This window comes from Paraburkholderia sp. BL9I2N2 (assembly GCF_004339745.1).
GTDB lineage: Bacteria > Pseudomonadota > Gammaproteobacteria > Burkholderiales > Burkholderiaceae > Paraburkholderia.
Window position 1 is genome coordinate 425,725 of sequence record NZ_SMGP01000003.1, and the last position, 22,042, is coordinate 447,766.

A 22,042-nucleotide genomic window follows, 5' to 3' on the forward strand; every position below is an offset into this window, starting at 1 on the left:
GGTGACTTGCCGACACTGGCAAGGTGACGTAGTCCGTGGGAAACGGGGCTTGTGGCGAAGCGGGCACGCCAAGATGAGCCTCCAGGCTGAGCGTGGGACGGTTGAGGAACACGAACCTGTTAAACCGCATCTGAGGATTGAAGTGTCACCCCTGAAGGTACTGCTGCATCACGGGCGAATGGGTCGCAGTGGATATGGCTGGAGCGATCAGGGGCGTTGGTATAGGTCGGATCAAAGTTGCTTTGGTGCAGAGTCTGCGCCGGATTTCTCTCGCCACCGCCCAACCGGCCATACTTGGCATCTGGATGTCGGGAGTCACGACGTCAGTGCGAGACGCAGTACGCGGCGAGCGCGTCGACGCCGTCCGCTGCCGGCTGGATGGCGTATCCGTACGCCTCGAAGAACAGCGCGTAGGCTTCGACCAGATTCGGATCGTCGTCTCGATGAGTAAGCGCTCCGCTTTCCCAGTGGACATTGGTTCCTATAGGTTGCTCCCTATGTCGCGAAATTAGGGACCCGATAGACTCGAAGCAGATACTTTCAGCACATATAAATTCAGCAAATACTCCATACAAACTTCTCGGTTTAGTGGGTTACTGACAGGCTTCAGTACCGGTCCTTTCAGAAGGGGGCGAAGAAATTCCCCGGGAAAACCCTATTAGGATCCCTACGTGTCGCCATGAAAAAATAAACGGCAGACAGTCCGAGTCAAATATGAGGCGCATAGGTGTCAGTATTTTGATACACAATTTTGTTTCGCTTCGTTAATCCAAGGATATCGAGTTACCCTCCCGTTCGTAACAACAAAGCGAATCATTCTGCGCGGAGAAACGGATGAAACGAATTGCATTGTCGACCCTCTCGCTGGCATTGCTTGGCGCTGCAGGCGCAGCTCATGCACAAAGCAGCGTGACTCTCTATGGCTTGATCGACGAATCGATCCAGTACATTCACAACGCCAACACGGCCAACGACAACCTGTGGCAGCTGGCAGCCGGCAACCTGCAGGGTAGCCGCTGGGGCATGAAGGGTACGGAAGACCTGGGCGGTGGCCTGAAGGCGATCTTCCAGCTGGAAAGCGGCTTCGATCCGAATAACGGCAAAAGCCTCCAAAGCAGTCGCCTGTTCGGTCGTCAGGCGTATGTCGGTCTGGCGCACGACGCCTACGGTACGTTCACGATGGGTCGCCAATACGACCCGCTCGTCGATATGGTCCAGCCGCTGACGGCTGACAACTACTTCGGCAGCACGTTCGCGACGCCGGGCGACGTTGACAACAACGACAACAGCTCGCGTACGAACAACGCCATCAAGTACGTCTCGCCGGTGTGGAGCGGCTTCCAGTTCGAAGGCATGTACGCTCTCGGCGGCGTCGCTGGCGCAACGGGTTCAGGCCAATCGTGGGCAGGCGCAGCAACGTGGAGCGGCGGTCCGTTCAGCGTTGCTGCTGGTTACTTCCGCATGGAAAACGGCAACACGCTGGCAAGCCGCGGTTTCACTCCGGCAACGCCGGCTGGCGTCTGGGGTTCGGGCGCGACGTCGGACGGTACGTTTGACGGCTCGAACATCAACGGCGCGTACCAGTCTGCCAAGCAGATCGACATCACGTCGGCAGCTGGCCAATTTGTCACGGGCCCGTTCACGTTCAACGTGCGTTACAGCTTCGCGCAGTACAAGCCGGACGCATTCTCGGGCTTCGCGTCGCAGCAGAAGTACCAGGTTGCTGGCGCTTACGCAGGCTGGCAGGTCACGCCGGCAATGCTGCTCGGTCTGGGCTACACCTACACGCACGGCTCTGGCGATGCGTCGGCAAGCTACAACCAGGTTTCGCTAGGCGGCGACTACAGTCTGTCGAAGCGTACCGACCTGTACCTGATCGGTGCTTACCAGAAAGCAACCGGCCATCAGCGTGATCAAAGCACGGGCGCCATCGTCGACGCAGGCGCATCGGTTGGCTCGTATGGCTTCGGAGCAGGTTCGTCCAGTCAGGAAATCGTCAGCCTGGGTATCCGTCACAAGTTCTAATAGAACGCATGACATACGGCTCGAGACGTCGGGCCGCTTCTTAAGCCAACCACGGGTGCAAGCCCAAGGGTTGGCTTTTTTGTTTTGTCATGTTCCTTGCACCCGCAAGAGGGCGCGTCTCCGTGAGCGATAACCGCTCACTCAAAGAACTCAAAGTGAGACCGGTATTGGCTCTCCAGTCTAGCCCTCTAATCGAAAAGTCGCGTTTATTTCGAAGTATCGTCAGTACCTCAGTTTTGTATGTTGTTTGCGGACATACCGTTGCCAGCCGACGCCGCCGCAAGAGGCGCGAACGCGGCCTCATCACTAGCAAGACGTTGGGGCAACACTTCCTGCAGATACTCGACCCATGTCCTTATTTTTTTATCGAGAGGCAGGGGAGATGAGTAAACCACGTGGACATTACGCGTGTTCACCCTGTACTCAGGCAGGACGCGCACCACTGACTCAGCACGCAGTTCTTGCATTCCAACCCGAAGGGGCAATGGGCCTACGCCCAGACCAGCCAGAATGGAATCTTTGAGTACGTCGCATAGGTCGCTCAGAAGAACTGTGTGGCCGACCGAACATGCCTCATGACCCAATGGCCCCTCAAATTGCCATTCCCCAGATGACACATCGCCAGCGAGATCAATGCACCGATGTTGCTTTAGGTCATAAGGTGTCTTTGGTACTCCGTAACGCGCCAGGTAGACAGGTGAAGCACAGAGGATCGAAGACATCGCACCAAGACACTCAGAGCTTATGCCGGGTACGGGCGGTTCTGATGAGCAAAGAAGTACGACGTCGTGATGGCCAAGCATCGCTTCCTGTATCTGCTGCACCAGTGTAACGCTCACCGAAACCTGCGGAAATCGCTCCAGGTAGCCTGATATCAGACCCGGTAGGTGGTGCCGGTCAAAGCTCGCGGAGACGCCGATCCGAAGTGTCCCAGAGGGCTCGGCGCTCACTCCCAACGCCTCAGCCTCCGCCTGTTCCAAATGTTTGAGAATCACTTCGCAGTGGGAAAGATATCGCTCCCCTGCCTCCGTCAATGCGACGTGCCGAGTCGTCCTATGCAACAGACGTATGTTCAAGTGCGTCTCAAGGTCTGCTATTGCGCGTGATACCTGAGATGTAACGAGGTTGAGTTCTTGTGCTGCCGTGGTAAAGCTGGCAACTGATGCTACGTGAGAAAAGGCACGGATGGCCTGTAACATATCCATGGATCGATTTCGCTCCGTTCGGGCGTTAAACAATCGGTCAATGCCTGGAAACTGACCAGTACCACGGGGCGATTTTTTGCCGACCGGGACTGCGATGAATACACCTCCGTGCCGGAGGGGTCCGCACCCTTGTGCGAGCGGCTTTCTTTGGGGAATGTCGCCATAGTGTACTTCAGCAGAAAGGGACGGAGTTTGCGAAGCGACAGCGAGGTTGAAATGCACGCGGCCGACGAGATTCCAGGCCGGTTGGCGCAACTTGAGGAAATCCTGAAGCGAGAATTTTGATGGCTGGCCGCTGCGTTGCGCACGTCTTATGAACTGTCTTTTCATCTGATGTAGGACAACGTGACTGCTACGTATTCACTCACGGAAGTTCACCGTCGGCTGACAACGTTTAGCCTTCACGGCGGGCCGTGCTTGACGTGTCCCGCCGCGTGTCACAAATGCAGTGCATACACGATGTCGGCCCACCCCGCGAATTCGCACGTCGCGCTTGTGCATGCGCTTGCTCTAGAAGCGATGACGCAGGCCCGCCGTCACTTCGACCTGGTTGGTGGTCGATGAAGGCGCGCTCAGTCCATTGATGAACGCCACCCCGAGTGCGGTGTTCTGGCTCGTGCTGACTGACTGGTAGACACCCTGCAGATACACGTCCGTGCGTTTGGAGAGCTTGTAACCCGTCTGCAGGCCAACCTGGTTCCAGTGCGGAGCACCGCTTCCGGCGTTACCGCCCGCGCGTGAGTATGTATACGCTCCGGACACGTTCATCGCTGGCGTCAGGTTATAGCGGATATTGCCCTCGAAGTTCTGGATATGGGTGCTCAAGCCAGTCTGGAATATCTCAGTCAGGTTGGTCTGTGTGTATACGAAACCAACGACTGCCGGTCCAAACGCGTAGTTCACCCCCGCTCCCCACGTCTGCTGGCGCGCGGCAGTGAGCGCCTGGCCATCCGTCACGGCGCCGTTGGCATTGAAGTTGGCCGCCGCCTGCGAGCTCGCGCCGTTATTCAGGTGAAGGTACCCGGCACCGAAGTTCAAGGGGCCCCAACTGTACGACGCGCCCACGCTGTATGCACGGTTGTTCGCAAAAGCGCCTGCTGCGTTGGAAAAGCCGTACAGCCCACCAAATTGGAAACCCGCATAGTTCGCACTCTGGTACTTGACCGAATTGTTGATCGAGAAGGAATTGTTGTTCAGATTATCGTTGTTGAACGGGTGGGCGAAGTGCGTTCCGCCATACTCCGTGCCAGTCAGCGCCAACGGCCCCACATAATCGATCATGCTGTCGTACTGGCGACCTAATGTGACAGCACCAAAGTCGACGCTCGACAGGCCGACAAAGGCCTGACGCCCAAACACCCGACCGCTTTGTGAAAAGGTCCCGTTGTTCACGTTAAAGCCGCTTTCCAACGTAAAGATTGCCTTCAGACCGCCCCCTAGATCCTCCGCTCCGCGCAGGCCCCAGCGGCTGCCCTCCACCGAGCCGCTCGTCATCTGCACGTTGCTGCGGCCGCCTTGGCTTGTGAGTTGGCTGTTCGTGTAGGTGATGCCGGCATCGATCAGGCCGTATAGCGTGACGCTGCTTTGGGCCTGTGCGGCACTCGCAAGCACGCCCAGAAGGGCTGCCGCCATAAGGTTTCTTTTCATTGCATCACTCCAGAAAATTACCGGTGAAATAGCTTCACAAAATGGAGAACGCAGATCTCGAAGCACAAAAATCGCGAAAACCTCGGGCTGTCAATCTCACCGCATCTCTGGGCCGTGACAGCATAAACTCAGCAATCCTTTACATATATAGAGTTTTCTTTTTGGCAAATTTATTATTCACCGTTGTCCATCCGATTGATAGCGGGATGGATTGCATGTTGTAGTGAGCCGACAGATCAGGTTTTCACGAGCCTAAAGAAGTCATGCAGACCCAGCCCCATAATGGTGCGCACGAAGACGCATCGTCGGCAACTTTCAGCAAGCGGCCCGTTGAAAAGCGGAGTGGAGCCGGGATCAAACTAAGCTGTTCAAACAGTGCTGTGATGAGCAGGCAAGGCCGTTACTCGACGACCTTGGGAGATGGCTGCGGGGTCACCTATTGATCCTCCCGCTGCAGTCAGAAACAGCGAAGGCAATTAATTACTTCCTGCGCCGGTGGCAGACACTCATCTATTACTGCGACGACGGCGTGGTACAGATCGACGATAACATCGTGGAAGACGCACTACGAACCGTCAGCCAGGGAGGAATCCACGGTCGTAATGCACCGCTTACTGCAATTGCGTTTGAGGTCACTATTAAGCACGCCAGTATCATCAAAGTTCTCGTGGCTGCTGTTCGCTACCGTACAGATACCATAGGGGCTGAACACGAACTGCGGTTTTTCTCGAGGGGCTATTCACCTGCTGCTGAGCCACTTACTATGGATGAACAGTGCCATTAGTTAGCCGAACCAACAACGACGACGGAGGTAGCGATGAACAGGAGAGTGTTTGTACGGACAGGCGCAGCACTAGTTGGCGCGGGTCTTGCGCTCACGGTGCCTCTAGGGGCGGTAACGGACGCCATTGCTAACGAGTCCAACGATTCGAAGCGGCGGGCGATCGATGCAAAGGTCCATGGAACCTTGTCGAAGCTGTACGCGAACGTCAAGGGGTCCAGGGAATTGGTCGACAAGGCGAACGGTGTGCTCGTGTTCCCATCGGTGATCAAGGTCGGCTTCGTCGCCGGTGGCGAATACGGCGAAGGCGCATTGCGCGTAGGTGGGAAGTCCGTTGGCTACTACAACACGGTATCGGGGTCATTTGGCCTGCAGGCGGGTGCTCAATCGAAGGCCATCATCTTCCTGTTCATGACCCATGATGCGCTCAACAGCTTTCGCCATTCCAAAGGCTGGTCGGTCGGTGGAGAAGGGTCGGTCGCGGTGTTGAAGGTCGGTGCGAACGGTTCGATCGATACGACAACGGCAACTTCACCAGTCAATGCGATCGTGCTGACCAATGCCGGTCTGATGGGAGATGTGTCGCTCTCGGGAACCAAGGTCTCGCGACTCAAAATTTGAGTGCGGCGATGGCCGCGTTCGTTTCGCGTAGCGTAACGGCTTTGCTTGGAACTCAAGCAAGCACGCTTTCGTGATCGCGCACGTTATTGAAGATGCAGGCGAGGCGCATGCCGTCGCCGCGCAGTTTGAAGGCCGCGTGCTTTTTCAAGACGGACCGGTGGGTAAGGATGCGGAGAGAAACGTGAAGGTCTATGCCGCGATTCGGAAGCCTTTTATTACGCTGGCCCTTATGGGCATGGGGTTTGTGCGTGACGGATCGCAGATGCCTGAACTCTCTCGTGTTGCAGTCGTGAGTATCAGTCCCAACGCAATGACATGAGCGCATTCCTGCTCGGACCGGATGGTGGGTCGATTGCCGGGCAACATATCGTAGTGGGCGGCGGTGGGTCGTTCTGAAGACCCGCGTGGACAGATGCGCGTCATAATGCTTGAACCGGCCTGCGCTGATAGCCCGCGGTCGCGGAAAGCAGGCGGCGCGTGTACTCATGCTCGACCTGTTGCGCGCGAATGGAAGCGACATCGCACTGCTCGACGATCTCGCCATTGCGCATGACCACGACGCGCGAGCAGAGAAAGCCGACCACGGCCAGGTTGTGGCTCACGAGCATCATCGTCAGATTGCGTTCGCGATGAAGGCGTCGCAGCAGATTGAGAATCTCGGCCTGCACGGAAACATCGAGCGCGGACGTCGGCTCATCGAGCAGAAGCACGCGCGGTTCGAGAATCAGTGCCCGTGCGATTGCGACGCGCTGCCGCTGGCCTCCTGACAACTGATGAGGATAGCGGAAGCGATACGCCGGACTCAAGCCGACTTCGCGAAGCGCATCCACGATCCGTTCGTCCTGCCGTTCGATGCCGTTGATGGACAGCGGCTCGCGCAAGGTCTGATCAACCGTAAAGCGCGGATGCAGCGAGCCGTATGGATCCTGAAAGACCATCTGCACGTCGCGTCGAAAGGAGCGGTTGATCTTCTCGCGAGGCATATGCGAGCCGACCTTCATATGACCGCCGGCGATGGGCGCAAGTCCGGTCAACGCACGCAGGATCGTCGACTTGCCGGAACCCGATTCGCCGACCAGCCCGAATACTTCGCCTGCGCCGACATGAAAGCTCGCCTCGCGTACTGCGTCAAAGTAACCGGTCTTGGTCCTGAAGCGGACCGTCAGGGCGTTGACGTCGATCATGCCGTGGCAGCTACAAAAAGACCTCTCAGAACCGGGAACCCTCGCGGTCTCTCGCGCTCTTCGAGTCCAACTGCCGTAGGAGTACGCAACGTACTTCCAGGTTTGCGTGTGCAACGCATTCGAGCCAGCCATCCTTGGATTCCGGTATGGCGTCACTGGTGTCGCGAGCCGACGGCAGGCATCCGAGCTACCGACCAAGGAGCAACCATGAGACCCGTCTTCGCCACTCGGACTTTCCATACGCTACCGTTCGTCATCGCCTTAGTACTTTCTGGCTGTGGAGGCAGCACGTCGACGCTTCCGACGTCGACCGCGCCCATACCCACCCCAGTGGCGACAATGCCGGTATCGCGCGTGGAGGTTATCCCTTTTCAGACACTCACGTTGACTGACCAGGAGTTCCTGAGTGGCCGAGAAGACGGAACGCCCGTTAGGTGGCGGGAGAATTGCGCCCGCCGCGCGCCGGCACTGACCGGCTCCCGCTCGTTATCATTCTCCACCCCGCAGGAGGCATAGGGTCAAACATCGTCGATTGGGAGCAGGACCTACTGGGACTGGGCATCGCCACTTTTGTCGTGGACAGCTTTTCCGGTCGCGGCATTGTGAACTTGGTCAATAACCGCGGGGAGCTGGGCTTGCTCGCACAGTCCGAGGACGCATACCGCGCGCTCGCACTACTGCAAAAGCACCCTAGAATCGACTCGACGAGAGTCGTGTTCATGGGCTTCTCCCGCGGAGGCAAAGCCGCGCTTTTCGCTAGTTTGAAGCGATGGCAGCGCATGCATGGTCCGGCTACGAATGCAGAATTCGCGGGGTATATAGCCTTCTACCCTGGTTGTGACGTCACCTGCACTGTCCGCGTCACAATCCTGGGCCATCTTTGTCGTCGGCCCCGGCCACACAAGTCTGGTTGCGTCCTCGCCGCTTTGCCGTATATAGCGCTCTATCCGCGGTTGCAACCAGGTTAAGGCTGTCTCCGCCACTGTCCACTTGTTGCGCCGCCACTCCGCAACTGACAGTGACAATACCGGCGGCGGAAGCGACATGTGGAATCTGGAGACTTTCAACGGCCTGCCGGATGCGCTCCGAAACTACGCGCGCTCCGTCCGGGTCGGTTTCCTTCAGAATCAATGCAAACTCATCCCCACCGTAGCGCGCGACGGTGTCTCCAGGACGTTTCGCCGAGGATGCAATAGATTGCGCTATTGCGCGCACACATTCATCGCCAGCCTGATGACCGTATCGGTCGTTGTAGCTCTTGTATCCGTCGATATCGACCATGACAATCGCGACAAAACTGCGGCCTTCTTTCCAGAACTCCGGCTGCGATTGAAGTGCCAGTTCGCGGTCGAAGTACCGACGGTTAAAAACGCCGGTCAGTCCGTCCCGGAAGGCAAACGCATGCAATTGACTTCGCTCATCTGCGAGGCGTTGCTCTGCCGCCCGGCGCTCCGTAATGTCGTGCGCTGTCGCCGTGAGCTCCTGAGGGCTTGCCGCGAAACCTTTCGATGACATGGCGAAGGTGCATTCCATCCACAGGACCTGGCCATCTATGCGCTGGAAGCGAATCACCTGGGAAGCCTCGGCCGCACCCATCGCCATGCTCCTAATTGTCGCAGCGAGGGCATCGCGGTCGTCGGACAGAACCAGGTCCGGGAGGTGCAAACCAACAAGGTTTTCAGGGGCAATTCCTATCACCGCCGTAGCGCGTGGTGAAACGTACGTGAGCCTGCCATCGGGCGCCATGCTCATGACGATATCGGTCGCGTTCTCTGCCAGTATCCGATATCGCTGCTCGAGGTCACGGAACATTGCAAGGAGACGGCTACGCCCCGTCTGCGTGGCGCTGATAGGTAAAGCAATGCCCATTGCCGCGACGAGAAAAAGTTGGACCGCAAAGACGCGGCTGTGCATGTCCCCATAGGGAAACGTCCACAGCGGTCCCGACCCGCTAACGGTGAACGACATCGCAATCGCGAGGCACAGGAGCAACCCGACCATCAAGCCTGCCATGTCTGCCTGAAACGCCAGTAACACGATGGGCAGGAGCGCCCAGTACAAATGCGGAAAGTGATTTTGCCCGAATACGCCGGTCGTGATGACGCAAACCAGGAGCAGGAGGCACCCCGTCCTTCGCCGGCGCTCGACACGCAGCAGTTGGGTCGCCTCCCCGGTCCAGAAGACGATGGCGGCGGGCGTCAATATGGCGAGGCTCAAGGCATCCGAGAGGAACCAGTTGCAAAAGTTTTGCAGCAGATGGCCGACCAGCTGTTCGTGCAGCATGGACGTCACAAGCAGCCCGGACACAGCCGGCGCGAGCAACACTGCACCGGCCATGAATTTCACGAGAGGCTTTGGACGAAACAGTTCGGCGACCGTTGAGACAGGCGGGGCGAATGCCAACGCCACCAGCACCTCGAGGAGGTTGGCGCACAAATATGAGACGGACACGAATAGACGTTCACCAACCAGAAGGCCGGCGCTTAGATAGCCCAGTAAGCCCCCGGCAAATGCCCAGCATCGCTGTCTGTGCGGTGCCACTAAAATTTGCGCAAGGAGGGCGGCATTGGTCAACCAGATTGGACCGATTTCTCCAGCTGTTGCCTTGAGCGCCCTGCTGACCAGGCTCGTCGCCGTCGTCACCGCCAATGCGAGCACCATGGCCCGGACAGCGTTGTCCCAGCCGGGTGACAGCATTGTTTCGACGAGTGTGCTCGATCGGGTAGGCGGCTTCTCGGATGGCTGTCCCAATTGTCTTCTCTCAGGTTCTTGTTATTGCGAACTCGGGCGGACGCCTCCTTGAATCGCGCCGGTCTTTCAGGCTATTGTGAACGAAGCACCGACATGCAACTACAAGTCGACCTCAAGTTGTCCGCGGCCACCACTAATTCGAAGTTTCCATCAATTCAGTGCTTTCCATTGATTCCGTATCGGCGCAAACCTGTTCGGGAAACTTCCACGTTTACCCGCAGTCACTGCTTTCGGTTCAACACAGGAATTGCGCGTTGACAGCGTATGCTCACGCGTAACCTCACACCCAACGGCTTACCCGGATACTGAGCGGAGTACCCCAAGCATGCTCACCAGCGTAGGCAGTTGCTGCAGATGTGCAAGACATTCGCCAGGCTGACTCGGACAGAACCTTCACAACCTGTGAATCGGCGTTTCCAGCGCCTTGCCGCAACGACCCTTGTGGCGATTACAGGTCATGCCGATGACGCAGGCAGGAAGGCAGCCCTCGAAAAGCGCTTCGATGTCCATGTGCCCAAGCCCGCCAATGCAAGCAAGCTTGAGCAGTTTCTGATTAGGCTTGGAGTGGATGACCAGGGTCTGCAGACATCCGCACGACCTGCCACGAAAAAATAAGTGTTCTTCGGCACTGGAAACTGCGCGACTCTCATGCCTTCGGCGCCGTGGTCGTGTCGATGGAGGCATGCGCAGCTTGCCTGCTTCCCTCCAGACTGAAGCAGGGTCCAGGGAGGCAGCGTCGACATCCCGCCGCGGTGGACCGTCGACCATCCCCGTCCTCGAACGATGCGCAACGCGCTTGCTGGCCCTCACCGTGAGAGCGGCTAGTATCATTCATAGGGGCGCAATGAATGGAGATTCTGCAATGGATGACCGACTTGATAGACGAGAACTGCTGCTTCACCTCGGGGACATGCTCGAAGCTTTGAGCTGTTTGACCAGGGCAGGTCGGCCGGATGCGCTGGTGGCTCAACTTGCGAAGGAGCAAGATTCGTTGCAGGACTTCGGGTTCCTCCGGGCGCTTGCCTCGAAGATGACGGTAGCCGAGTTCAGCGCACGCGTTGCCAGCGCATTCTTCCTGTGGCCAAAAGAGCTGCTTGACTCTGAGCTCAACAGGAATCTGCTGGCGTCAACCGTTCAGCACGACCTCTTTGACGGCAACCGCGACGGCTGGAAGGCGTATGTCGCCCACATGCAGAAGAAGGTGAAGTGGTATGGATCTGGGCTTCCCGAAATAAAAGCGGACGCCCCGTCCGGACTGACGCTCGATGCCGCTGAGGATGCGAGTCCGGTCGAAGCGTCTGTCGGGGCAGCGCCAGCGACTGAATGGGATGCGCCCGACGAGAAGAAGGGTTGGCCTTGGCCCCAGCCAGGCTCGACGTCCTGATGCACTGCTGCTCGAACCAGGAAAGAACCAGAGACAAACGGAAGCTTTAGTCCGGGGCACTCAGGTTTGTGTTTCCTTTGTTCGCTGCTCAATTCACCGTCCCCGTGAGGGTACAGACGGAGGGCGGCAGCGAGCGCCTACCGGTGCAGAGAACGGCAAGGACTCAATTGGCAGAAAGAGGCGAAGGACAGTTTCAGGTGGGAACGAGACCACCCTCCGGGTAAGCTCCGCCAGCGGGCTTTTCGTAGCGCGCAAGTGCCGCCTGGAACACTGCTTCCTCCTCAGGCATTGTGGTTGGGGGTCAGTCCGGCATCCGCCCGTACGCGCTCCATTTCCTCTGTTCCAGCGCTGAAGTATGCTCATAAGTGCGCGCCGCATCACATCGTGGCGTCGCGACGAGACAGGAGCATGTCATGAAGCCCTTCCCGGCAACGGCGCGCGGCGGTAGCGCCCTTGCACTGCTTGCGCTGTCCGGCTGCTACTACGTCGGCCCCGGCTATTATCCATACGGATACTATCCCGCCGTTCCTGGTGTCGCTACCCAGCACGAAGTCCCTGCTCAAAGCTACGGCTTGTCGAACGGCGCGGACGCCCAGAACATCCCGCCCGCATCGCCGCGTGAACCCGCGTATGTCTTCCCGGCGCCCATGTACGTCGTGCCCGCCTACTACCCTGCGTACTATCCTCCTTACCCGTGGTATGGCTGGCCCGGCTGGTGGGGGCCGTCGGTGTCGTTCAACTTCGGCTACTGGGGTGGTGGACATGGCCACTGGGGCGGTCATGGCGGGCACGGAGGCGGGCATGGCCATTGAACCGCCCAGGTTCCGCAATCGCGCTGCGTAACCGCGAGAGCTGCAGTCAAGCAGGCAGAAGAAAAGTGTGAGCCGAAGCGCGTTGTTTTTCGCCGCATTTGGTGACCGTTTATCGGCTTCGCCACGATACACACCGCAAACCAGACGGAGTGAGCGCTATCGGGATTGCTCGCCCTTTGGGCTACGAAAGTTCTGTGAGCAACTACACGGCGGAGCCGGTGCGCGCACTCTCACCCGCCGGGCACTTCAGGCGGCGTTCAGTCCAGCGCTTCCTTCCCGACGGCTGAACCATTTCGTTGACGAAGCGTCCCGCGCGCGCCAGCCAAACGCGGCCGGATGGATCCGCGCCTGGCGCAAGCGCGGTCAGCCAGACGTTGGGGCCGGCCGACGGGCTGGTCGTTTTCCGGTACCGCGATGGCGAGCGTGGGCGCTTCTGCGCTCTCCGCCGGGGCCGGCTCGTCCGGGGGGGGGGCAAACCTGAAGCGCAGGCGGGAAATTCCACTTCAGATTACGCGCCTGACGCCATAAAACCGTTTTCCGGCCGGGAATGGCACCGGTTGCGGCGATAACTGCGCTTATCGCCGCAAACCCCGGTCGACGCTCACCAACTGGCGAAGGCCATTGGCGCACTGTGCGCCGGAGGCCGCCTCGGGTATCGGACCTGCCGCTGGTGCCAGTCGGGGCCGTTTCACTTCAGCGAGCGTCAACCGGTCCGTATCGGCGGCAACCCGCCGCATGAGCGGGTGCACGCCGAGCACGCCGGCCATCTTCTCAGTCTTGCCAGGCGCAGGGGACTTCAGTCGACGACTCGCGCTCGACGCTATGAGCTTGAGTGGGGCATCTCTTTTTCGGGCGAATCGGCAAAGCACCACGTAGCACCGATGATTCGACTCATGGGAAGGAACCTGCAGATCGGCGTCCCATCATTCGGCGTGGTGAGCCTTGAGCCGAAGAGGATGTGCGAAGTACTGTCCAGGATCCATGGCGACGGCGAGCGTGTGAAAAGCGATTCGCCATACTGCGGGACCTGAGCCGGACGCCGAGCGACCTGCGGCGGATCGATTATCCATTCAGCATCGGACCGGATTCGACCACTAGCTGCCGTTGACGCAATATGCGAAGGCGTCATTCCAACGGCCGGTTCGCTCCGAAGCCGACCAGATGATCGAAAGTGAGCAAGTCGGCCATTGCGGTCTTTGGGTCGATAGCCGGGCCCGGTGGGCCGCGACCGCGTCGGCGGCTGGGTCAGTTGACGTGTGCGAAAGATCACCCATCTGCGCCTCTCGAAATGGTCGAAGCCACCGGGCGACCGCTGAACTTCGTCAAAATGACCCCTCATCCCCGTGCAGCGCCGCCGCCGCCATTCACGGCAGCCCAGTCCTTATCCACCAAGGGTTTCAGCCCGGTCGCCCGGCGCGTTGGACTCACTGGTAAACCACTATCGCGCGTGGATTGGTATGCCAGTACTGTCAGACGGGAACGCGTATACGCATGCCCTTCTTTTCGCTTCGAGGAGGCGCCGTTGAAAAGCTCCTTCTGCAAGTCCGATCCAGTCCCGCTATAGCAACTCCGCAAGGTTCCGTGCTTCACGCACACCGTGCCGGCAGTCCACGACCAGCCATGTGCGCAGGCAATCGGTACGTCCAATCGAACAAAAAGGAGGCAACATGCTTTCAGGAATCCACGTGCTTCGAGCGGCGGCGAGCGCCGCATTGGCGCTCTGCGCAAGCGGGGCTTTCGCGCAGGCTTCGATCGTTTCAGGGCCGCCCAGCGATCCCACCTGCATGGTCCCCTGGAAGAGCGACACGAAGTTCATCAAGTATCCGAAGAAGAACGGGCCGTACCGGATCGCACTCGTGAACGGCTATATCGCGAACACCTGGCGTATCCAGATGATCAGGACGGCCAAGGCCTATACCGCGCAACCGGCCGTTGCCGCCAAGCTCAAGGAATTCAAGGTCGTCTCGACCGGCGAGGACGTTCCGGCGCAGATCTCGGCCGTCAACAACTTCATCGATGCCGGCTATGACGCCGTCATCGTGAACGCGCAGAATCCCTCCTCATTCGGCCCCGCGATCCGCCGCGCGAAGAACGCCGGTGTGGTGCTGGTCGCTTTCGACAACACGCTCGACAGCGCAGACGCGATCAACGTCAACGTCGACCAGTATGGGCTCGGCGCGCTGTGGGCCAAATGGCTCGCGGGCCACCTGCCGAACGGAGGCAAGGTGCTCGAAGTTCGCGGGGTGGCGGGCACGTCGGTTGACACGGACCGGCACAATGGTTTCACGAAAACGCTGGACGACACCGGCAAGAAGTGGAACGTCGTCCAGGTCTACGGCAAGTGGGACGACGGGGTCGCGCAAAAGGTCGCCGCCGACGCGATTGCCGTGCAGGGTCATTTCGATGGCATATCGGCGCAAGGCGGCGACACGGGCGTCGTGCGCGCGATGATCGATGCGAAACACCCGTTCGTGCCTTTCGGCGGCGAGACGGAGAACGGCTTTCGCAAGTTCTGCGCGCAGTATGGGAGCCAGGGCCTGAAGTGCACGTCGGCGGGCACCGGGCCCGCGCAGGTGGCCGTGGCGATCAAGACGGCACTCGCTGCACTGGATGGCCAGACGATTCCCGTGGCGATCAAGCTGCCGCTCGACGTCACCGACGATTCGATGCTGAAGTCGGGCGTCAACTATTTTCCGAACGACTCCGACAACTTTTTCGTCGGCAACTCGTTTCCGACATGCGGCATCAATTTCTCTGCGCAGGAAATCATGAAGCAGAACCAGGGCAACCAGTGACCGGATGATGGCCCGCGCTGTGATCGGAGACGAAGCATGCTGCAGGATCCAGAGCAGCCGTTCTTTCAGATGTCTGGCGTGTCGAAAAGCTACGGCGGCGCCGTCGCGCTGGATCACGCCGAACTCACGGTGCGCAGAGGCCGCATTCACGCGATCCTCGGCGAGAACGGCGCGGGCAAGTCCACGTTGCTGAAGGTGATGTCCGGCGTCGTGCAGCCGGACGAGGGCACGATGCATTTCGATGGCCGGGAGGTCTCGTTCGCGTCGCCTGCCGAGGCGAACGCGGCCGGTATCGTCTGCGTGTATCAGGAACTGTCGCTGATCCCCGACTTGAGCGTGGCGGATAACATCTACGCTGCGAACCCGCCGCGACGTTTCGGGATGATCGACCGGCAGGCCCAACGCCGCCAGGCCGAGGAGGCGCTCGCGCGAGCGGGCGCCGCCGACATCAATCCGCTTGCGAAAGTCCGGGACCTGCCGCTGTCGCGCCAGCAGATGGTCGAGCTCGCGAAGGGGCTGGCACACGCGCCGCGCATTCTGATCCTCGACGAAGCCACCTCGGCGCTGACCGCGGCTGACGTCGCGCGCGTGATCGAGGTGCTCAAGCGCCTGCGCGAAGAGGGGCTCGCGCTGCTGTTCATCTCGCACCGCATGCACGAGGTGAAGGCGCTCGCGGACGAATGCACGGTCTACCGGAACGGTCGCCATGTGATGAGCTTCGAAGCCGGCACGCGCTCCGACAATGAGGTTGTCGAAATGATGATCGGCCGGAAGTACCAGCATGCATTTCCTGCCAAACCCGCAGCCAAACCCGCTGCCAAACCGGCGGACCAGCCCACGGACGCCCACAGCACCGCGCCGGTTCTCGCCTGTCATGATCTCGCATGGAGCGACACGCTGCGGGGCATCAGTTTTTCGTTGCAGCCCGGTGAAATCCTCGGACTGGGCGGCCTCGACGGACAAGGCCAGCGCGAACTGCTGCTCGCGCTGTTTGGCGTGTTGCGCGGCTGCGCTGGCAAGATCGAGATCAACGGCAAAGCCGTGTCGATCGGGAGCCCGACGGCCGCGCGCGCCAACGAAATCGGTATGGCGCTGATACCCGAGGACCGCAAGACCGAAGGCTTGATGTTGCCGATGTCGGTACGCGAGAACCTGTCGTTTGCCGCACTCGATCGCATGTCCACCGCGGGCATAATCGATCGCGACCGCCAGCAGTCGCTCGTCGAGCAGATGATGGAGCTGCTTGCGATCAAGTCATTCAGCCTCGACGCGCCCGTGGGCTCGCTGTCGGGCGGCAACCAGCAGAAGGTCGTCATCGCGAAGTGGCTGATGCGGCAGCCGAGAATCCTGCTGCTCAGCGACCCGACGCGCGGTATCGACGTCGGCACCAAGCAGGAGCTCTACCAGCTGCTCAGGCGTCTTGCCGACGAAGGCGCCGCGATCGTCTTCTATTCGACCGACTATGACGAGCTGATCGGCTGCTGCGACCGCGTGCTCGTACTGTACGAAGGCAGGATCAAGAAGGAACTCGTCGGCTCGGCGATCACCGAGCAGAACCTGATTGCCAGTGCTCTCGACCTGCCCGTCGGACAGATTGTGCCTTCCACGGGAGTGGCGCTATGAGCGGGCTGCGTTACTGGTATGCGGAGAATCGCGGAGCGGTGTTCGCGTTCGGCCTGTTCGTGCTGATGTTCGCGATCTATCTCGTCAACTATCCGTCGGTGTTGTCGGCCAACGTATTTCAGACGGCAGCGAACAAAGCGGTACTACTCGCGCTCGTCTCGATGGGGCAGGCGCTCGTCGTGCTGACCGCCGGCATCGACCTGTCGATCGGCATGACGCTGGTGCTGACGAATTGCATCGGGTCGTGGATCGTCACGGGCGACTCGCTGCACAGCGCGCTCGGCATCGCCGGCGTGCTCGGGGCGGGTGCGCTGTGCGGCGCGCTGAACGGCGTGATCATCATTTTCGGCCGGCTGCAGCCGATCGTGACGACGATTGCGACGGGCGCCGTCTACTACGGATTGGCGCTGCTGCTGCGCCCTGTGCCCGGCGGATCGATCAACGAGGACCTCGCCGACGCACTGACGGGCAAGGTCGCCGGCGGTTTGCCAGCGAGCTTGGTGATTCTGTTCGCCGCGATCGTGATCGTCTGGATTCCTTTCAAACGCTCGGCGATCGGGCGAGCGGCATACGCGACCGGGTCGTCCGAACCCGCGGCTTTCCTGTCCGGCATGCCGATCCGCCGCGCGAAGTTCGCGAGCTATACGCTGGCAGGCCTGCTCGCGGCAGTCGGCGGCCTGTTTCTGACGTTCTTCACGGACACCGGCGACGCGAGCCTCGGCAGCGCGAACTCATATACGCTGTTTTCGATCGCCGCGATAGTGATCGGCGGCGTGTCGCTGCTCGGCGGCAAGGGCAGCGCGATCGGCGCGATCTTCGGCGCATTCGCGTTCCGTTGCATCGGCGATCTGCTGTTCGTGTTCAACGTCGATGCGCTGTGGCAGCCGCTATTTCAGGGCATGATTCTTCTGCTTGCTGTCGCGATCGGCGCGTGCGGATTGTTCAGGGTGCGCAACCGTCTGGAGTGGTTTCAATGAGCCACGCTTCCGCGACCGGCCGGACCACGTTCGTGTCGAGGCTCACCCGCAGAATCGACAAACCGATCGTGATCGCATTCGCGTGCATCGTCGCGCTGCTGCTCGTTGGCGGAATGTTTTCGCGCAACTTCACGTCGCCGGAATACATCCTGCTGCAACTGAAGGTCGGCGCATTCCTCGGCATCATTGCGACCGGCCTGATGATGGTGATCCTGCTCGGCCACATTGACCTGTCGCTGCCGTGGACGATCACCGTCGGCGCGATGATGGCGTGCGCGGTCGCGGGGCACGGAGATCTCGGGCGTGTCCTCGCGATTCCGGTCGGGATCGGTTGCGGCGTGCTGATCGGCATCGTCAACGGCATCCTCGTCGCACTGCTGCGCATTCCGTCGATGATCGCGACGCTTGCGACCAATGCGGTCGCGCAGGGCATCATGATTGTCTATACGGGCGGATCGTCGCCGCAGGATTCCGCGCCGGAGGTGATGCGCTGGCTCGCGGCGGGCTGGCTCGTACCGGGCGTGCCGAATGCCGTCGCGCTGTGGGTGGTGATCGGCGGCGCCACGATGTTCCTGCTGTCGCGCACGACCTTCGGCCGCACGCTATACGCGATCGGCAACACCGAGCGCGCAGCGTATCTTTCTGGTATCGATACGCGGCTCGTCACGGTGACCGCCTTCGCCGTGTGCAGCGCGTTCGCCGCGTTCGGCGGCGTGCTGCTCGCGGGCTATGCGTCGAAGGCCGCACAGTCGATGGGCGATGCTTACCTGTTGCCGGCGATCGCGGCGGTCGTGCTCGGCGGCACGTCGATTCTGGGTGGACGGGGTTCATACTTGGGCACGGTGGCCGGCGCGATCCTCATCACACTGCTGCAATCGATCCTCTCGGTCGCGCAGATGCCGGAGGCGGGGCGTCAGATCATCTACGGCGTGGTGATCGCGGCGATGCTCCTGCTGTATGGGCGAAGCAAGCGAGAGGCGTAGGTCGAGCCGCTGGCCCGCCAGTCGCGCTCAATCGACGAGTGCAACCGGGCCAGGAGCGGTCAGTTACCGGCGTTATTCGAATGACCGCAGCTGGGTCGGCAATGGACATTTACTCCGCAACATCCGGACCGGGAGCTAATGTCTCATACCAAATCAAGAACGATAACGAAGCGAGTCGATGACGACACGTACAGCGACCGGAAGTTGGCGTCGGTCGGGATAATAGAGGAAGCTTCCCGCTAGCGTGACAGACCATCCCTCTAACACTTGCGTCAATGTGCCTGACTTCAGGTGGGGTTGCACCTGTTCTTTGAGAACATAGGCGAGGCCGTTTCCCGCCAGGGCCGCATGGATAAGGATATCGCTGTCATTGGAGATAAAGACCGGATCGACTGGCACCTGGACGGATCGGCCCTCTCGCTCAAAGTCCCAGAAATGGAGGGCCTTCGAACTTGGCCGTTGATATCCCAGACATGCATGGCCGGCCACATCGTCCGGAGTGAGCGGCGCGGCATTGTTCTTCAGATACGAGGGCGATGCAACCACCGCGGTTCGGTAGTCAGCACCGATGCGAACCGCCACCATGTCCTTAGCCAATAGTTCGCCATTTCGGATGCCCATGTCGAAGCCAGCCGCGACGATGTTTGCCAAGGAATCATCTACCGACAATTCAACTACGACTTCAGGATAGTCGCGCCGAAGTTGTGTGAGCTTCGGCACGACGAACATAAGCGCTGCCGTGCGATGAACACTGATACGGACACGGCCTGCTGGCCGGCTTCGATTGTCCGCAAGCGTTGTCAAGCCTGCCCCGATCTCGCTGAAAGCGGGCCGCAACCGGCTCAACAGCTTTTCTCCCGCAGCGGTCGGCGCGACGTTTCTTGTGGTTCTATTGAGCAGCTTGACGCCGAGGCGCGCCTCCAGCAAGCGAATGGAATGGCTGAGAGCAGAAGCGGAAACACCGAGCCGCGCGGCCGCACGCGTGAAGCTGGATTCCTCGGCGATGGTTGCAAAAGTTAGCAGATCGGCCAGATCCTCGCGGTTCATTGTTGAGTCTCACTCATGATTTCATACAAAATTATGTCACTAATCAACAAAGCCGACAGGCACTAGACTGCTGGAACTGATGACAGTCCGACGCAATAAGGCGTCGTGCAGTGCGCAGGAGGATCGATGACAGCAAACATGATCGCAGTGGTGACGGGTGCGAGCAGAGGCGCCGGAAAGGGCATCGCGATCTCGCTTGGAGAAGCCGGGGCCACGGTCTACGTCACCGGGCGCAGTGCCACTGGGGGCGAAACGCCCTTCGGCGGTTCAGTAGATGAAACAGCCGAACTCGTGTCTCGCGCAGGCGGGACAGGAATAGGAGTTGTGCTCGATCACGCAGACGATCTGGCAGTGGCAGATTTCTTCGCCGACATCCGTCGTCAACACGGCCGTCTCGATATCCTCGTGAACAATGCTGCAAAGGTTGGTGCACCCGCTCAAGGCGGCTTCTGGCAGAAGCCGTTGGATACGGCCGATGTGATTACTGTCGGCCTGCGCTCGCACTACGTGGCTAGCTACTATGCTGCGCCGCTTCTGATTGCCAATGGCCGTGGGTTGATTGTCAACACCGGACACTACGGTGCCGTCAGCTACCATCAGAACCCGGCCTACGGCGCCCAAAAGGCAGGTGCGGACAAAATGGCGGCCGATATGGCGAAGGAGCTACGGCCATACAATGTCGCGGTGGTTTCCATCTGGATGGGCGGTTTAGACACCGAACGTGCTCGCGCCTATCTCGCTACGCTCCTCGAAGACAAGCGCCCCAAGCAAAAGCGCGAGTCTCCACAATTTACAGGCCGCACTATCGCCGCGCTCTATGAATTTGAGTCCATGATGGCACTTTCAGGCAGGGCGCTGATCGGCGCGGAGATCGGCGCAACACTCGGCGTGACCGACATCGACGGTAGCCGGCCACTCTCTGATCGCTACGCGATGGGTGGCCCGCCTGAGTTACATCGTTCCCTTACCATTTAAGCCGTCCTGCCATATACAAATCTGAACACTAGCGAAGCGTGTCGGATGAAACCGTGCGAGGTTGGCTTTTGTCCGGGCAACGGCCATTCGTGATCGCGTGATCGTAGCCTACAGGGCGGCTGTGGGTCGATCTGGGTCGGTCGTCATCCGACTCAGTGCGGCCACTTTCTCCAGGGCGGCCAGGAGGCCTTTCAGATGATTACCAATCCGGAACCAGAAAGCGGGCCTTCGCGCTCTGTCTATGCCAGTGGTGTCGTCCGGGAATACGGAATGCGGGATGACCGATTCAAGTCAATACTTGATCCGGTTCCCGATAGCGCTTTCCGCAGCAGTGAACGATGTTAAGCGTGCACGTACGACCGAATGGGATGATTCGATTCGCTGGCTGGATCCGGACGTCGTCAGCGCGGCAACCTGCCAGCGGTCGCATTGACGCCAAGCACTGTCTGACCATCACTGGCAAGGTCGCATTGGTAAATGATCGGCGTATAGGTGCCGACGTCGTTCTGGAACTCGACCTTATCGCCAACGTATGTGATCGCGCCGCCCGGCTGATCGGTCCAGAGAAAGTAACTGAATTTCATCTCGTTGGGTGCCTCAGTCCATCTCACAGCGTGCGTCGCAAGTCGCTCGATCGGATCCTTGCAATAGGTGTCGGCCGCAACGATCGCTTTCTCTGCGAGACATTGGAGGTCGTCCTTGCAGCACGACTGGGCTTGATTCATCGGGTCGTGGCCATCTTTGGCGCCATAGGTCGAAACGCAACACCCGCTGATCAACGATCCGACTATAAGAATCCCGAAGCCACCCCTTATCGGTCTCGCGCCGGTCTGCTGCTTTACCCCGGGCGCGCCATACTTGACGCACTTCGTCGGCTTGCTGCGAGCCTCGCTCCCGAATTCCTTGCATTTGACCAACGCCATGAATTCCTCCGATCCACATCTCATCGGGCAGTTGCTCCAACAACGGATGAGATTTTATCCCGAGCACTCTGAAATGCTCACCCCTTATTTCGTCACAACTGTCTTTGCGAATGGTTTGGCGGCCATGAGCAAATAACACACCTTTCCAGAGTAGAGGTAACGCGCCAGGCCGCAAGAAAATTATTGTTCCAGCGGACAATGGACCTTGGGCGGTGCCCGACAAGTGATCGACTAAGAAAGTTGACTCCAAGCGCTCAATATGTTCGTTTTCCTCACAATGGAATGATCGCGCCGTAGGGTGCAGAGGTG

17 protein-coding genes and 1 pseudogene are annotated in these 22,042 nt (G+C 59.6%); 12 read left to right on the forward strand and 6 right to left on the reverse strand.

Features of this window, described 5'->3' with window-relative positions:
* Positions 1-834 precede the first annotated feature (834 nt).
* Positions 835-2,025, forward strand: a complete 1,191-nt coding sequence (locus B0G74_RS32630; protein WP_132380137.1) for a porin — start codon at positions 835-837, stop codon at positions 2,023-2,025.
* Positions 2,026-2,255: 230 nt separating this feature from the next.
* On the opposite strand, the gene B0G74_RS32635 is transcribed toward B0G74_RS32630, so the two are convergent.
* Positions 2,256-3,560 carry a LysR family transcriptional regulator gene (locus B0G74_RS32635; RefSeq protein ID WP_132380140.1) on the reverse strand — a complete coding sequence of 435 codons (1,305 nt, stop codon included), beginning with the start codon at positions 3,558-3,560 and terminating at the stop codon, positions 2,256-2,258.
* Between the two features lie 180 nt (positions 3,561-3,740).
* A complete protein-coding gene (locus tag B0G74_RS32640) occupies positions 3,741-4,877 on the reverse strand; it encodes a porin (RefSeq protein ID WP_132380142.1) in 1,137 nt (378 codons plus the stop codon).
* A gap of 364 nt (positions 4,878-5,241) precedes the next feature.
* Between B0G74_RS32640 and B0G74_RS46940 the strand changes: the two are divergent.
* From B0G74_RS46940 to B0G74_RS32655, 3 genes and pseudogenes are all read left to right on the forward strand, one after another.
* Positions 5,242-5,457 (forward strand): annotated as a pseudogene (locus B0G74_RS46940) (transposase); the annotation flags it as partial.
* Between the two features lie 237 nt (positions 5,458-5,694).
* Positions 5,695-6,279 (forward strand): YSC84-related protein, encoded by a 585-nt coding sequence (locus tag B0G74_RS32650; protein WP_132380146.1) that lies wholly within the window; start codon positions 5,695-5,697, stop codon positions 6,277-6,279.
* 70 nt (positions 6,280-6,349) lie between these two features.
* Positions 6,350-6,598: a hypothetical protein gene (locus tag B0G74_RS32655; protein ID WP_132380148.1), complete on the forward strand. Its 249-nt coding sequence runs from the start codon at positions 6,350-6,352 to the stop codon at positions 6,596-6,598.
* Between the two features lie 100 nt (positions 6,599-6,698).
* Here B0G74_RS32655 and B0G74_RS32660 read toward each other — a convergent pair whose 3' ends face one another.
* Positions 6,699-7,463, reverse strand: coding sequence for an ABC transporter ATP-binding protein (locus tag B0G74_RS32660; RefSeq protein ID WP_132380151.1), 765 nt, complete (start codon positions 7,461-7,463; stop codon positions 6,699-6,701).
* 434 nt (positions 7,464-7,897) lie between these two features.
* Between B0G74_RS32660 and B0G74_RS32665 the strand changes: the two genes are divergently transcribed.
* Positions 7,898-8,431: a dienelactone hydrolase family protein gene (locus B0G74_RS32665; RefSeq protein ID WP_243658417.1), complete on the forward strand. Its 534-nt coding sequence runs from the start codon at positions 7,898-7,900 to the stop codon at positions 8,429-8,431.
* On the opposite strand, the gene B0G74_RS32670 is transcribed toward B0G74_RS32665, so the two are convergent.
* Positions 8,325-10,124: a GGDEF domain-containing protein gene (locus tag B0G74_RS32670; RefSeq protein WP_165923967.1), complete on the reverse strand. Its 1,800-nt coding sequence runs from the start codon at positions 10,122-10,124 to the stop codon at positions 8,325-8,327. The two genes, B0G74_RS32665 and B0G74_RS32670, sit on opposite strands and share 107 nt — an antisense overlap.
* Before the next feature lie 952 nt (positions 10,125-11,076).
* On the opposite strand from B0G74_RS32670, the gene B0G74_RS32675 reads away from it, so the two are divergent.
* From B0G74_RS32675 to B0G74_RS32700, 6 genes are all read left to right on the forward strand, one after another.
* Positions 11,077-11,598, forward strand: coding sequence for a hypothetical protein (locus B0G74_RS32675; RefSeq protein ID WP_132380156.1), 522 nt, complete (start codon positions 11,077-11,079; stop codon positions 11,596-11,598).
* A gap of 413 nt (positions 11,599-12,011) precedes the next feature.
* Positions 12,012-12,410 (forward strand): hypothetical protein, encoded by a 399-nt coding sequence (locus B0G74_RS32680; protein WP_132380158.1) that lies wholly within the window; start codon positions 12,012-12,014, stop codon positions 12,408-12,410.
* Between the two features lie 1,667 nt (positions 12,411-14,077).
* A complete protein-coding gene (locus B0G74_RS32685; protein WP_132380161.1) occupies positions 14,078-15,205 on the forward strand; it encodes a sugar ABC transporter substrate-binding protein in 1,128 nt (375 codons plus the stop codon).
* A 36-nt stretch (positions 15,206-15,241) separates the two neighbouring features.
* Positions 15,242-16,828, forward strand: a complete 1,587-nt coding sequence (locus tag B0G74_RS32690) for a sugar ABC transporter ATP-binding protein (RefSeq protein WP_132380164.1) — start codon at positions 15,242-15,244, stop codon at positions 16,826-16,828.
* Positions 16,825-17,805, forward strand: a complete 981-nt coding sequence (locus B0G74_RS32695) for an ABC transporter permease (protein ID WP_132380166.1) — start codon at positions 16,825-16,827, stop codon at positions 17,803-17,805. Before B0G74_RS32690 ends, B0G74_RS32695 begins: the two co-directional genes overlap by 4 nt.
* A complete protein-coding gene (locus B0G74_RS32700; protein ID WP_132380169.1) occupies positions 17,802-18,788 on the forward strand; it encodes an ABC transporter permease in 987 nt (328 codons plus the stop codon). The genes B0G74_RS32695 and B0G74_RS32700 overlap by 4 nt, the downstream gene beginning before the upstream one ends.
* Before the next feature lie 153 nt (positions 18,789-18,941).
* Here the strand turns inward: B0G74_RS32700 and B0G74_RS32705 are convergent, their stop codons facing one another.
* Entirely contained in the window at positions 18,942-19,835 is an 894-nt protein-coding gene (locus B0G74_RS32705) for a LysR family transcriptional regulator (RefSeq protein ID WP_132380172.1), read from the reverse strand.
* Between the two features lie 126 nt (positions 19,836-19,961).
* Here B0G74_RS32705 and B0G74_RS32710 point away from each other — a divergent pair, with 126 nt between their 5' ends.
* Entirely contained in the window at positions 19,962-20,810 is an 849-nt protein-coding gene (locus B0G74_RS32710) for an SDR family NAD(P)-dependent oxidoreductase (protein ID WP_132380174.1), read from the forward strand.
* Between the two features lie 401 nt (positions 20,811-21,211).
* Here the strand turns inward: B0G74_RS32710 and B0G74_RS32715 are convergent, their stop codons facing one another.
* On the reverse strand, positions 21,212-21,733 hold the full coding sequence (locus tag B0G74_RS32715) for a zinc ribbon domain-containing protein (protein ID WP_132380177.1): 522 nt from the start codon (positions 21,731-21,733) through the stop codon (positions 21,212-21,214).
* Between the last annotated feature and the right edge of the window lie 309 nt (positions 21,734-22,042).